The following is a 14,304-nucleotide window of genomic DNA, read 5'->3' as shown; positions in this document are numbered from 1 at the left end:
ATAGAATTGGACATATGTCCGCCCAGGAAAAACTCCAGTCAGATATCTGCTTTCAGTTCTATACCGGCGCTCGCCTTCTCCAGCGCAGCTACCGACCCTACCTAGAAACGTGGGGAATCACCTATGTGCAGTACCTCGTCTTGCAGTGCCTGTGGGAAAAAGACGGGCAAACTATTGCCGCCATCGGTGCTCTCGTCGACCTCGACTCCGGCACCCTATCGCCGCTACTCAAACGCCTGGAAAAAGCTGGATGGGTACAGCGGGCAGTCGATGAAACCGACTACCGCCGCGTGATCTTCTCCCTCACACCGAAAGCCCAGAAGCTTGAGGGAGAGGCTGAAGATATGCGCAGCCAAGTGGAATCCATGATTGGACTTAACAACGAGGATATGGCGGCGATTCACAAGATCATGGACAAAATCCGTCCTTAACTACTCTTGGCGATACTTAGCAACACCTGGCGACTCTAGCGACACCTAGCGACCCAGTGCCCTTTTAGTCTTCGCCGTGGCATCGCTTCGTGATGGATGCTCGGGCCACGGATGCTTAGGATAGCGGCCTCGCATCTCGGAACGGATATGGACATAAGCACCAGACCAAAACCGACTGAAATCGTCGGTACGCGCCAGCACCCGCCCAGCGGGGGAGAGCAGCTCGAAAAGTACTGGCTGGCCCAGGATAGTGGGAGTGTCATCGAGACCGAAGCACTCCTGTAGTTTCACCGCGACCGTAGGGCGCTGACGATAATCCACCCTGATCAAGCGACCTGAGGGTACCTGCAGAGATTCAGGAGCGAGCTGATCCAGCTCGCCTGCTATCGGCCACGGAAGAATACGCCGTAAGGCGGGGTAGAGATCAATATCTTTTCTACCTGCTCCCTCAGCTAAAGCATCAAGCTCTGGGCCTAACCAGGTCAGGGGATCAAGGGCTGCGATATCCGGCCATGGCTCGCCTAGGCGCTCATATAAGAAGTGCAGCCGATCTAAAAGATGACGGGCCCGATCAGAGAGCTCGAAGAAATCTATCCCGTGGCTGCTAATAGCCTCCGCATAGGCCCGGCGCGCCATGAGACGATCGGGAGCAACCGGGCGTTCTGAGAGGGTAATAGCGCCTAGCTTCTTTCGCTTTATAGCCCGGATCTTCCCCTCGGCACTTATACAGGTACTGCATTCTTCAGTGGGAGGGTAGATGCGTAGGGCTGCTGCGTGATCGAGCGGCGCAGCCAGGCTGATCTGGGCTCCGCGCGCCTGTAAGGTCATATCAGCAATGGCAATCCACTCAGGTTTATGATCAGCCCACAAGTTTCTAAGAGTGGCTCTGGTTCCACTGGCCAGCAGATAGACCTCACCTTCATTGTGAGCAATACTTTCTGGCATAGCCAAGGCCACGATCTCTCCCACCGAATACGAACGTGCATCATCGGGGGCATAACGCTGCAAGCGTGAGACTTCCCGCCGAAAGCGTGGTGTGGGGGACAGGTCCCTGATCACTTGGTTAAGATCCCCGCGCGCATCCTCCATCATGGCCGCGATGACCTTCGCTGCTTGCTTGCCTGCTTTTAATAGTGCGTGGGCATAACGCGGCGGCGCTGGAATTTCAGCGAGTTTGCGCCCCCAGGCGTTCAACTGCCCCTTATCGTCGAGAGCAGCAAGGGTATCCAAGGTTGCCAGGGCGCTTTCCACAGCGGCCATTGGAGGGGGGTCGAGGAGTGGGAAATCACTGAGTCGACCGCCCCATCCTAGTAACAGGAGAAGAAAGTTGCTGAGATCAGCAGCAAGAATCTCGGGCTGTATATGAGGCTGAAATTTAGCGAAATCATGCTGTCCGTAGAGCCGGATCACCTCACCTGGGCCCTCACGCCCTGCTCGACCCGCACGCTGAATCGCAGAAGACTGACTACACGAGGTGGTCACTAGCCCACTAAGCGACCGACCTGCATCACGCTTCGGAGTGCGCACCAGACCTGAATCAATGACGATTCTTACCCCAGGGACCGTGAGCGACGATTCTGCAACCGGAGTGGCCACCACGATACGCTGACCAGGGGAATACAACGCCTCATCTTGGGCTTGTCTTGATAACTGTCCATAGAGGGCAAAAACTTTAACAGAACTGAGAGCCTCGATGTCGCGGCATACAGTATTGACCTCCCGCACACCAGGCATAAATACCAAAACTGAATGCGGCGACGAGGTCGCCTTTTCCACCGCAAGGCGGGCGGCTTGATGCAGAAAATCCCGGTGACACTCCGCCCGTCCAGCCAGGGGGACATAGGAGATATCCAGTGGAAAAAGGACACTGTCGGTACGGATAACTGGCGCTGACAGAAGATCGGCACAACGGGCTGTATCCACGGTCGCTGAGAGCGCTCCTACGATAAGCTCAGGGCGCAACTGTCGTAATTCCACCAGCATGCCCATGAGAAGATCGGTATCTAATTGACGCTCGTGGACCTCGTCGATAAGAACGGCGCTCACCCCAGATAGCTCAGGATCAGCAATCAGACGCCGCACCAATACCCCGGGGGTAAGAAACTCCACGAGCGCACCTGGATGGCTCTCCCCGCGCACGGTATAGCCCACACGATCACCAAGGGAACTATGGTCGAGCTGCGCAAGCCGCCGCGCAGCCTGCCGCACCGCCACCCGGCGCGGCGCGGTGACTAAAACCTTGCCATTTAAGGCGCATGTATTAGCCACCAGCGGAGGAATAAACGTGGTCTTACCCGTGCCTGGTGGGGCCTGAACCACAACAGTGCGGTGATCATCTAACGCGGTGGTGATCTCGGAAGCGATAGCGCTCACAGATAAACCACGACCGATTGATTCCAACGCAAAAACCATTATTCAAGGATAGCCTTAAAGCAGGAAACCCTCCGATCGAAAGAGAGAACTTACGTGTGATACCTGATCTCGAAGCGCGTGGTCTTATCATGGGCGCAGACGGCCGCGCGCGACCACAATGGGCGCATGGCAGTAATCTCATGCGCGCCTACTATGACACCGAATGGGGTGCGGTCATCACAGACGAGCAATCGATCTTCGAACGCCTCGTCTTAGAAAGCTTTCAAGCTGGTTTAAGTTGGGAGATCGTGCTCAAAAAGCGTGCAGCTTTTCGACGTGCCTTTAAAGACTTCGACCCCGAAAAAGTTGCACACTTTGGTGCCAAAGATATTGAGCGGATGGCGGCAGATACGGACATTATCCGCAATACCCGAAAAATATCGGCCGCCATCACCAATGCCCGTGCCACCCTAGCGCTGCGCGCACACGATGAGGGCGACTTGGCGAACCTCGTCTGGTCCTATGCGCCACAACCACGACCGCGCCCCCAAAACGCCGCCGATATACCCACCAACAGCCCGGAATCGCGCGCTCTTAGTAGTGCATTGAAAAAACACGGCTTCGTTTTTATCGGCCCCACCACCATCTATTCCCTCATGCAAGCCATTGGGATGGTAGATGATCGCATTTCAGGCGCCGCCGATCTTATCCCCACAGAAAAATCAGACTAGGAGAATAAATTTTCATGACTTCACCAACACGTACTGCCGTTATTACCGGCGCCTCATCAGGAATCGGGGAAGCCAGCGCCAGAGCACTGGCGGCCGATGGCTGGCACGTCATTCTCATCGCACGCAGAAAAGACAGGCTCGAGAGAATTGCTCAGGACATTGGCGGGCAGGCAATCGTTGCCGATATCACCGATGATGAGGCGGTACGCCAGGCCGCTTCACTCATTCCAGCATGCGATCTCCTTGTTAATAATGCCGGAGGGGCAATCGGACTTGACCCGATAAATCACGCTAACCTCGACGAATGGCTAAGCATGTATGAACTCAACGTCCTTGGAACCGTACGGATGACTCAAGCTTTGATCGAAAAACTCACGCTATCCCACGGGCATATTATTACCATGAGTTCCACCGCAGCCCTGTACCCCTATGCCGGGGGAGCAGGATATAACGCCGCAAAATTTGCGGTAAGTGCCGTTAATAAAGTGATGCGCATTGAATATGCCACAGATGATATTCGAGTCACGGAAATCAATCCGGGGCGAGTACACACCGATTTCTCCCTCCACCGTTTCCGCGGCGATAGCGCCCAAGCCGAAGCGGTCTACGCCAACCACCTCAATCTGGAAGCAGCTGATATCGCCGAAGCGGTGCGCTGGGTGGCTTCCACCCCGAAGCACGTTAATATCGATCGCCTCGTGATCACCCCGCGCGATCAAATACTGTAGCCCTCTCATCAACCGACTAGACTCGTAGCCTATGCACCCTGAAGATATTGCGATCAAAGGCCAAGAGATCAAACTTGGCCAATTCATCAAACTCGCCAATCTGGTTGATACTGGCGGCGCCGCCAAACAAGTAATTGCCGACGGGTTGGTAACCGTTGATGGCACGGTAGATACGCGCCGGGGTAAGACCTTGCGCGGTGGCGAGATCGTATGCGTGGGTCCTAGCTGTGCCCGCGTAGTTATTGGAGGCGCAAACGACGATGACTATTTCGATGAGAAAACCGCCGATGATGATTTTGATCCCGAACAGTGGCGCTCTGTAACCTTCGACTAGTACCAGTATTACCCCTTCTAATCCGCCGAGCTTACTGAATTACCCGAGGACAACTGATTATGCCTGCTTTTCAATCCGAACCAGGAATGCCTTACTGGATCGATCTGACCACCTCCCAGATGGACGTATCCACCCAGTTTTATGAAAAAATTTTTGGCTGGGAGATTGAAAAGATCAGTTCCGATTATCGCCTTGCCCGCCTTCAAGGCCTCCCAGTGGCGGGTTTCGTTGAACGCCCTGAACAGTCCCAACAACCCGATACCTGGGTCACCTATTTCCAGGCGGGCGATATCGCCCGAAGTGTGGCACACGTTGAGGAACTAAGTGGCCAAGTACTCACCAGTCCCCGCAGCGTCAAACTCGGTTCAGTAGCATTGCTAGTGGATCCAACCGGGGCACTCTTTGGGCTGGTAGAACCTGAAGGAGAGGATTCCTTTATCGCTGCCGGTGAACCAGGAACCCCCGTGTGGCACGAACTAACAGCCACCAAAGACTTCGATGCAGCCCTAGATTTTTATGCGGAGCTCTTTGGGTGGGCCCTTGCGACGAGCGAAGACCATAGCTACGCCACTGCGCTTATCGACGGTTCAGGGTTCGCTGGCATCTATAATGCCCGCGAAGAATTCCCACCCCATATTCCAAGTTTCTGGCAAACCTTCCTCGGGATCAAAGACGTAGATCTTATCCGCGAGACGGTCGTGGAATTAGGCGGTGAGATCTTGAGAGAACCCTTCGATTCTGGGTTCGGCCGCATGATGATTATTGCAGATCCGACGGGTGCGCTGGTCACCTTGTGTAATATCGACGAGCCTGTAGAAGAAGGCCGCGAATCAGATCCCCTTGAGGGTTTTGACCTGCCAGGGCTCTAAGGAAGAAGAGGGCTAGACTTATCGGACGATGAAGGTGGCACCTCAGCTACCCGAGGGTATCTTTGGTGGGATTTAGATAAGACTCAGATATCCAAGGGTGACAAGGACGCTAGTTAGCTGAGATCGATCTTGGATTGGTCCCGCCTGTAACGAAGCAATCTAAAGTCGCCTTTCTTATGGGTCTGTCTTAGCACTTGCTGTGAGCTGCAAATCTGCTTGGCTAAGATCCGACTAGGTAGCGCCCTTCTACGTTGGCCAGGGGAAGATTCCGTATCGTCGGTACTCTAAATTGTTACGTAGATATAGACATGCTAGCTGGTAGCGGTCAGTTTCACCGCGCTTCTCATATGAAATCTCTGACCTGAGATAATGCCTATCAATCTGAATTTTAAAAGATTCTTAGGAGGATGATTTAGCTAGTGTGAAAGAGGGGTGTAAATTGCCTGCTGGGAGCCCAAAAAATGGTCGGGGCCGCAATTCACCTATCGCTATGAAGCCAATTGTAACGCATCAAACCTTATGGTACTCGATGATAGTCAGGGCTCAAGCTCCCCTTGATAGGAATAACCTACATTTGACAACATGAACCCCGCAGAATCATAAACTTCTTCGCATGATAGTGCTGAAAAGCCAGAGGACTATTCTGTGATCATTGTTATATTTTTCTAAGCATTCGCTATCGATACTGGCTAACAGCTTTTGTGAAATCCGTAAGAGAAAGACGATTACACGAAACGGCTCTCCGGAAAGATAAGCTTGAATATGGGAGAACCTCCTAAAAGGAACTAAGGAAAATACTATGAAGAACATGACTAACAAGGTCAAGAGACGTATCGTTGCGGTAACGACGGCTCTAGCTGTTACCTCTGGGGTCGTAGCAGCCCCCCAGGCAATCGCAGCGCCATCCAATAACTCTGCTAATGGCCAAAACGTTTCCAAGGGGCAGGGGCCTGAGACTCAGGTTATCTCGATCATCGGGGCAATCCTGGGTGTATCGGTTCTGGCTGCCTTTCTCGCAGCCATCCTGAGCCAATCGAAGGACAACGCTGCTCTTTCATCTGAGATCATCAAGGACATCGGTGACAATATTCCTCAGGGGAATACTCCGGCACCGGCGCCGACACCGCAGCCACGACCAAACCCACGTCCAGCACCTACCCATGACCCAGCTCCAGCGCCAACTCCGACTCCTTGGGACAAACCCAATGACCCCTATATGAAGGAGTCTGAACTTAGAGAGGAGGCGTTGCGACAGTTCGACGAATGGAATAGGTACCGTCGGATGAACGGCCTTCCTGAGGTTATTTGGGACCATAGGATGGAACAGGACTGCTATCGTTGGGCCGATAAGCTCGGACGGTTCGCTACACCTGAGGGGCCTCATGGAAACAAGCTCATCAACCAGAACGTTAAGTTTGCTCACGAAAGTCCCTATATCGAGTCAGGCCTTGATCCTGAGTATGCCGAACTCGTAATGAAGGTAAGCCCTGATCGCTACTTCGCGGAGAATACACTCGCCACATTCTATGGAGACTTCCAGAAAGCCCTAGAAAAGTTCAAGGCTTCACCAGGACACAATCGGAATCTTCTGCGGGGCAAGGGAACCGGGCAACCTCGTGGAGCCGTCTCAATCGTGAGAAGTAGCTTCGATGGCATATATGGCATGAGACAGTATGTTGTGATCTACCGAATCAAAGAATAACCTATCTGTAAAATGCAGGCTCGTTTGTATCATTAACGATTCAAGTTCCCCTTAATTGGTTGTGAATGGGCTTGTCGGAGACGGCGGTGGAAACTAAGCTCTACCTCTATCGCCGTCTTTTCTATACCTTTCTTCGAGACATCCATAAAAAGTGCAACCCTGAATTCTGACGGTGGCAAGTTTCTGATACAAGCTTTTACCTGTGAGAACGACCACAGAAGGAACCGCATGTGGCCACGATACAACTGAATTGAAATAGGGATAGCCCCGCATAAACTTCAACAGTTGCAGTCCACCTATCGCTACGAAGAAATTGAAACTACGGAACCGTTCTCGCTGAATACATGAGTGAGCATCGCAACTACAGTACGCAATGTTTTAGGAGATTATACGAGACCGAATCGTGTGTGCTCAGGCACGTATTGGAATTATTCAAAATAGAACTCCACGGTGACGTCACTACCGTTCGGGTTCAGCGTGGTACTCTGCCAGCGGTTCGCAGCTAATGGGAATTAGTTCTTGAGCCTGCTGTCAGCGAGTGAGACCAGAAGGCCATATCAGGGGCAGGTGCTATTAGCAATTGTGCTCAGCTAGAAAACCAGCTATTACCTGGCGGCTAATGACAGTAGGCTTTCCATTGGCCGTTTTATTCCCGCCTAAGCTCATTTTCGCTCATATCAAAATGGGAAACAATTTCGGCTCTAGGATTGTGTCAACTGATCACTTTCGCCATGCCATAGCTATCCCATGAAAGGTCTTTCTCGCCAGCGATTATAAGGATATTGGCTCGGGTATCCTCAGCCGCGATCGAATATACGTATCCACCTCGACGGCACAGTTATAAGAACCTCTAGGAATGGAGGGCGACTCAGTTACCGAAGGGATGAGCATACTGGTAATAAAGATAAGGAAAGAGGACTTCTGAACATTTACAAAAAAGAATCTCTTCGCCCTTCCTATCCACGATGAACCGTGGTTTTTAAAATTAAGGCCGAAGAATGTGTACGCAGATGGTGCGATCAGAACTACGTTATCTATCACGTCATATTCAGTCGCGAAATGAAAAGCGTACTCCGCGCCCATCGATGTACCTAGGACGGTGATAGGTTCATCATTGCTGGTATTTTTCGGCACATAGGCGAGTAGGTCTTCGAACTGCTCCTGTGGAAATTTAATTAATATTGCAGGTTGATTAACCAAGCCGAGCGTAGAGGCCGCGAGAGTTTCGTAGCCAAGCTGCGCCAGCCGTCGGGCTTTCCTAGGATTAGGGCTGCCTTCAGAGCTGCCGTAACAGACTATGACCTCTTTGTGGGTTTTATGTCAGGGGTCAGGTGGACGTCTTGGAAGGCCCTGTCGCGAACCTCTTTGATATCCATACCGTTTACGCTCGTAGAATACGATCGCATATCTGTTGCATGAGCGAAAGAATTACTGGGAATATCGCTGTTTTTGTTATAAACCGCAGCGATACAACAAGGACGCAGAGTGCTACGGCGACAACGATAGCGGATACGGCCATCCATAACGGAATCTTCTGTGGCCTAGACACCGATGTTTCTCCTCACCGCTGATCGGTAATAAATTTAGATTCTCTAAACACGAAGAGTTGGTGCTCACCTTGACTGTACACCGCTTGCTCTTTTCTTGATCCCCTTAATCGGCCACACGAGGTGGTCAAAAATTTCCGGTCTGATAGTCCTTATCGAGGATATGGGCCCAGCAAACGGGCTGGGCAGAAGCCCGCCCCATGTGCTGTGTAAGTACGCTGATCCGATCGTTGGGTATTGAAATATTGTTTGTAGGTAATCAGATGGTGGAAGTGATCCCTAGTTTCAAGAATGGTTGTGTGCGGCATATACGCTGCTATTCTCTTGCAGAGTACAAGGGTAATCTTCTGCACTACCGCGCACCTTAATAGACTTGCTAAGAGTTGCTGATTTTGATCTAGGATTAACCTTTTGCATTGTGATTCTATGTCTCGAATTGTCTCCAGTGATTAGACCTAAAGTGGAAGAAATACCACTGGGCTGGTTGTCGAGAAGTGAGACAAATGCAGAAACAGAAAGCAAAATCACCTTGCGCGGAGGGAAACCAGTACTAAGTACCTATGACGTAGAAGGAACCCGTTGAAGTGTTCATACTAATGAACGACCTAATATGATCCCAGAGTGATGCGGCGTCTAGGAGATGTGAAGATCTTCTACAGTACTTCCTGGAGCGCTCGATGATTCAAATTTACTCACTAAGCTCGGCGATCAAATGCAAATGATAGAGCGATATCATTGATGCAAGCGTGCGGTTTTAAGGTACCGAAATTTTCAATTAGTGTTGCCGCACTTAGCAAAACAGAAACCGCTATGACCAGTCTCGGGGTGATGGGGATGTTTTGGTTACAGTTTGCGGTTATGAGGAGCTAGTAGATCCAAGTTCGGCTTGCTCTAGTGCACGCAAAGTTACGCCATCGCTGTTCTTCCAGGAAGTTTTTCCGGAAGTCGATGCCCCAATGAGAAAACTAGAGGCCGCTGAGGGTGAGGTGAATAGCGTATCTCGCAGCAGCTTGTGATCGGCGCTTACTCGATCTGCGAAGCGCTGTCTGTTTTTCTTAACAGATTCTGGTGCCGACTCTGTAAGTCCCTCTCGCAGAGTGGCCCCCGCGAGAATAACAAAGCCATCGTTAGTTTGGCGGCCAGTACCACATGCTCCAGCGGCCTTTAGATAGAGTAGAGGCTCTACTTTGGGAGACAACGCTGGTGATTCTGGCGCAATGACCTTTGCATCATCGACTGCATCGAATACTCGGTAGCCAAGCGAGCCGATAAGGATTTTGGCGTTGGCAATGAACTCATCGAGGGCGGCTTTCTTTTCTTCGGTGACATTACCGGGGGAGGGATCATTGCTATTGACCGCACGAACTCGATCGGCGACTAAGGCATGCTGGTAAAAAGCATTTTCCAGATAAGAAATCTCGGTTGGACCAAACGAGTTGTCCGAGTCGATGATCAAGATGGAATGAGTGAAATAGTCTAGTTTCTCCTCGCCAAGGTGCTCTGCCACGCGAGCGAGCACCCCGTTTCCGTTCTTGCGTTCACGGGCTTGTCCGACATAGAGAAGTTCTTCTCCGGATTCGGTGTCATTACCGAACAGCAGGTAGACGCCCGTCTGGTTGAGCTCGGAGCGGTTTTTAGAACGATGGATTTCTGTACGGGGGATGAGATAAACCTTGCCCACCCAGTTATCTAAAGAGCATTTGATCCGACCGTTGGGTGAGCCATCCATCAAGAACAATTGTACGGTCCTAGGAAATACCATGGTTCACCTTATATCTTTTCTGTCTCCCGACTATGATCATTGCTCCAGCCCACTTGCCGCAATGCTACACCTGCAATCGGTACGTATCAGTGCGCAGCGTCGCACTATCCTCGCTTCGGCTTTACTGTTTGGTAGCGATTGGCTATCTACGAATTAATTTTGGTAGAAAGCATCGTCCGAACCTATTTTAGCACCCTCATTTGGGTCTTATTCCCCATCCTCCAAGGGACGTATGACGTCTCGATAATCATACGGCTGAATGGTCCGACTGATTCCTTTGTGATTGTCTCGATAGAGACTGCCACGAAGCGAAAATTTATCCTTAACAGTTCGATTTGACGGTACCGTTAAGGATGTTTTGGTAAATGCCCATACAGCCTTGGCTGTTTGGGGCTCATTCGAGGTGGAGAACCACTGGCTATCGCTGCCGCTTCGGCCCGCGATCAGTGGTTAGCCTAATAGCAAAGTAGTTATGTTCTGGACTCGAATATAAGACTTGCGTCTCGCCGCACTTTAAAGAGGACCACAGATAATAATTAGCTCTCGTGGGCATAGTTGCTGCGGAAAAACTCAGCGATATCGCGAACCCGCTGCCTAGCCACCGTAGGCGTGGACACCCGATGCTCAGAGGTATAAACCTGAGTGCGCACCGCAGAAGCCTCTTCGAACCACGGATAATGGCCAGCAATAGAATCGTGGCTGGCAATCTGCATGAAAGTGGTGGGAAGTGTGTCAAGGGCCGGGAAATCAGTGCCACCGCGTATATCTTCGGGTAGTCCATCAAGCTCAAGATGGGGGAAGGTGAGTGCGAGGGCGTCAAAAAGCTCAGCGCAAAGAACGGCAAGCGCACCGCCAGAGGAATAACCCCAAGCGCCCACCCATGGAGCACCTTGACTACGAATCCACTCGGCTGCCTGGGTGACGGCAGCGATCACGGCGGGGAGATCGGACTCAGGTAGGAGGGGATAGTCGAGATCAACAATGGTAACCCCAGAAAGCTCCGCGAGACCCGCGACCTCAGGGCGCCAGGCATTCTCGAGCGCAACCCCAGAGCCTTTCCACCAACCACCAGGGTGGAGGGAGATGGCCCAAGCACCGCTGGGTTGAGAAGGCCTAAAGATTTTTGCATTCAGCTCAGGTAGATCCTCAACCGTGATGCCGTCGATAAAGGCCACCCCTGGCATAGCGTGATTTACGGCCGCACCCAACATCAACATGGAGGAGTGGGTGAGACGGTCCGGGAGCATGGCGTCGAAAGTATCGGCAGGGAGTGGATCGGAGGGGTTATCGGACCACGGCGGGTTCTTCTCTGGGGCCTCATAATGAGCATGAATATAGGAGGCGAGCTGCTCGAGCTGTTCTTCTTCGCTCATATCGCGGTCGATACCGCCAACTTGGAAGGCTTCACGTTCGGGGTCGGAATATGGATTAGTCATGGCATCATGGTAACCACACTCGTGTCTAAACTGCTAGGGCGTAGCCGCGAGATTGGAGAAGCAGAATCACCATGCATCGTCTATGCCACTCTGATTGGCGCCATCCTGGTGCTCATGCGGTGCATCTGCACTGCAACGTACTATCGTGTCTTTTCGACATCCACCGACCGCGCAGATAAGGCACTTTGTTAAACGGAGTAGTGCAGATGAGAGCCCTTGAAAATTAAAAGGATAGAGGGTAATTCCGGCTCAGATCCTCATGGGGACCTTAAAAAACCGCTGCCCATATAACCCTAAGTTGTAGGCCCACCAGCTTTAGCGGACCTTGGGAATAAGCAAAAACCCTCGCCGTCAACATTTTTCGGCGAGGGTTGGTTTGTCTCTGCTACCAGATAGTGACGCGATCTTCTGGGGCGATATAGACCGGCGCATCGGTGGGAATATCGAAGGCCTCATAGAATTCAGCTATATTGCCCGCAATGATATTGCAGCGGAATTCCGCTGGTGAGTGCGGATCCACAGCGAGAAGTTGTGCCTGATACTCAGGGCGTTGCTTGGTGCGCCACACATGCGCCCAGGAGAGGAAAAGGCGCTGCAGACCGTTATAGCTGTGCTCGTATAGCTCCGGCGATCCTCCCTCCACTGCAAAAGGCTTGCTAGGGGTATCGTCGATGCTCATACCGTGATCGTCTAAGTAGAGGCGGTAGGCGACCACCGCGATCCCTAATCCACCTAAGTCGCCGATATTTTCTCCGAGGGTGAATTCGCCATTGACACCAGCGGTATCAATTCCGGCGTCGATAAGCGTGTGGGGAACCTTACCGTTAAATTGCTCCACCAAATTGCCGGTGAGCTGAGCAAAGGCGGCCCGATCCTCGGCAGACCACCACGAGTTGAGGTTGCCGTTCCCATCGTACTGGGACCCCTGATCGTCGAAACCGTGGCCGATTTCGTGGCCGATTACTGCTCCAATGGCCCCGAATTTCTCCGCCGCGTCGGCGTCTTTATCAAAGAATGGAGGACGCAAGATAGCCGCGGGGAAGGTGATATCGTTAACCACCGGATTATAGAAGGCGTTGACGACTTGTGGATTAGCAAACCATTCCTCGCGGTTAGCGGGCTTGCCAATCTTATTTATTTCATAATCATGGGCAAAAGCGCTTCCCAGGCGGTAGTTAGCAACCAGATCTGCCCCCGCGGAGGAGAATTCGAGGCCCGAATAATCTCGCCAAGTATCGGGGTAGCCAATCTTAGCTTGGAATTTACCGAGCTTTTCGAGGGCCTTCTCACGAGTTTCCGGGGTCATCCATGGCAGTGAGGAAATACGTTGACGGTAGGCGCGAATAAGATAGTCAACCAGTTCCAGCATCTCCTCTTTATAGGAGGCGGGGAAATGCTTGGCTACAAAGAGTTTTCCAATGTCTTGGCCCACAAAGCTTTCGGCTACCCCAAGGGCGCGCTTCCACCGATCGCGTTGCTCAAGGGAGCCCGATAGGGTGGTGCCGTAGAAATCGAAGTTGGCCTTCGAGATCTCAGCAGTGAGCAGGCCAGCGCGATCTTTGATGATATGCCAAGTAGCCCACAACTTCCACGCCTCAAGATGAGATTCATCTAGGAGAGTGCCCAGATGGTCGAAGTAGTCAGGCATCATCACAATATAGCGACCCTCAGGGAATCCAGCCGCAGTTAGGATTGTGCGCAGATAGGCGGGGAGATCCTCGCTGTTAACAGGATTGAAGGTTTTTACTGCATCGCGGGTGCTCACCACATCCCAGTGCCCTTGAGCCAGCGTAGTTTCCAGCTCCAGAATGGTGCGTGCAGCTTCCTCCGGATCTGAGATCTGCGGGATAAAGCCCAGCATTCTGACAATATGCGCCTGATAGAGAGATCTAATTTCAGCGTGTTCGCTCTTGTGATAGTAGGCCTCATCGGGTAGCCCCAAACCTGCTTGGTACAAGTAGGCGCTAGCATTTTCGAGGGCAGAATCTTTTTCAATATAGGCACCGAAGGGAAGGGAGATACCCACCCGGCTCAACGCGCCCAAAGCGTGGAGGAACTCATCGATAGTGGAGATATCCACGAGTGCAAGGTCAGCGTCAATAGCGCTTATCCCTGCGCGTTCAACGCCATCAGTATCCATATACGAGGCATAGAGCGCGCCAGCTCGCGTATCAGGATTCTCCAGTAAAAGCGCGTGCGTATCAGCTTCTGCTTGGTCGCGTAAAGCATAGAAGGTCCCGTCAGAGGGACGATCATTGGGGATCTCGTGGGTATCGAGCCACGAGCCGTTGACGAACCGGTAAAGATCAGTGATATTTAAAGCCATTACTCCAGTGTAATGCTGAGTCTGGAATCGTGCGTCGGCAGTGTTCTCTGGTCCTGCACAAGGGCAGTGAATGCCCTAGAATTACC

11 protein-coding genes are annotated in these 14,304 nt (G+C 52.1%); 6 read left to right on the top strand and 5 right to left on the bottom strand.

Annotated features, from left to right (window positions below):
• The first annotated feature begins 14 nt into the window (after window positions 1-14).
• Complete coding sequence (locus tag NXT01_RS07335; protein ID WP_259079241.1) at window positions 15-431, top strand: MarR family winged helix-turn-helix transcriptional regulator; 417 nt, start codon at window positions 15-17, stop codon at window positions 429-431.
• A 45-nt stretch (window positions 432-476) separates the two neighbouring features.
• Here NXT01_RS07335 and hrpB read toward each other — a convergent pair whose 3' ends face one another.
• Window positions 477-2,843 carry an ATP-dependent helicase HrpB gene (gene hrpB / locus NXT01_RS07330; RefSeq protein WP_259079239.1) on the bottom strand — a complete coding sequence of 789 codons (2,367 nt, stop codon included), beginning with the start codon at window positions 2,841-2,843 and terminating at the stop codon, window positions 477-479.
• 89 nt (window positions 2,844-2,932) lie between these two features.
• On the opposite strand from hrpB, the gene NXT01_RS07325 reads away from it, so the two are divergent.
• The 5 genes from NXT01_RS07325 to NXT01_RS07305 all read left to right on the top strand — a co-directional run bounded on the left by NXT01_RS07325 (window position 2,933) and on the right by NXT01_RS07305 (window position 7,147).
• The gene (locus NXT01_RS07325; protein ID WP_259079641.1) at window positions 2,933-3,514 is read left to right on the top strand and encodes a DNA-3-methyladenine glycosylase I; all 582 of its coding nucleotides are present in this window, start codon (window positions 2,933-2,935) and stop codon (window positions 3,512-3,514) included.
• A 14-nt stretch (window positions 3,515-3,528) separates the two neighbouring features.
• Complete coding sequence (locus NXT01_RS07320; protein ID WP_259079237.1) at window positions 3,529-4,242, top strand: SDR family oxidoreductase; 714 nt, start codon at window positions 3,529-3,531, stop codon at window positions 4,240-4,242.
• A 31-nt stretch (window positions 4,243-4,273) separates the two neighbouring features.
• The gene (locus NXT01_RS07315) at window positions 4,274-4,576 is read left to right on the top strand and encodes an RNA-binding S4 domain-containing protein (RefSeq protein WP_259079235.1); all 303 of its coding nucleotides are present in this window, start codon (window positions 4,274-4,276) and stop codon (window positions 4,574-4,576) included.
• A gap of 59 nt (window positions 4,577-4,635) precedes the next feature.
• Window positions 4,636-5,445, top strand: coding sequence for a VOC family protein (locus NXT01_RS07310; protein WP_259079233.1), 810 nt, complete (start codon window positions 4,636-4,638; stop codon window positions 5,443-5,445).
• A gap of 799 nt (window positions 5,446-6,244) precedes the next feature.
• A complete protein-coding gene (locus NXT01_RS07305) occupies window positions 6,245-7,147 on the top strand; it encodes a CAP domain-containing protein (protein WP_259079231.1) in 903 nt (300 codons plus the stop codon).
• Between the two features lie 771 nt (window positions 7,148-7,918).
• Here NXT01_RS07305 and NXT01_RS09435 read toward each other — a convergent pair.
• From NXT01_RS09435 to NXT01_RS07290, 4 genes are all read right to left on the bottom strand, one after another.
• Window positions 7,919-8,446 carry a hypothetical protein gene (locus NXT01_RS09435; protein WP_396124768.1) on the bottom strand — a complete coding sequence of 176 codons (528 nt, stop codon included), beginning with the start codon at window positions 8,444-8,446 and terminating at the stop codon, window positions 7,919-7,921.
• A gap of 1,104 nt (window positions 8,447-9,550) precedes the next feature.
• Window positions 9,551-10,423 (bottom strand): GIY-YIG nuclease family protein, encoded by an 873-nt coding sequence (locus NXT01_RS07300; RefSeq protein ID WP_259079229.1) that lies wholly within the window; start codon window positions 10,421-10,423, stop codon window positions 9,551-9,553.
• A 569-nt stretch (window positions 10,424-10,992) separates the two neighbouring features.
• On the bottom strand, window positions 10,993-11,892 hold the full coding sequence (locus NXT01_RS07295; RefSeq protein ID WP_259079223.1) for an alpha/beta hydrolase: 900 nt from the start codon (window positions 11,890-11,892) through the stop codon (window positions 10,993-10,995).
• Window positions 11,893-12,277: 385 nt separating this feature from the next.
• Window positions 12,278-14,218, bottom strand: a complete 1,941-nt coding sequence (locus NXT01_RS07290; protein WP_259079221.1) for a M13 family metallopeptidase — start codon at window positions 14,216-14,218, stop codon at window positions 12,278-12,280.
• Window positions 14,219-14,304 lie beyond the last annotated feature (86 nt).

Origin of the sequence: Corynebacterium sp. ES2775-CONJ, assembly GCF_024814515.1 — a bacterium.
GTDB lineage: Bacteria > Actinomycetota > Actinomycetes > Mycobacteriales > Mycobacteriaceae > Corynebacterium.
The sequence above is the reverse complement of the archived record's forward strand: the minus strand, read 5'-3'. Positions and strand labels throughout refer to the sequence as shown.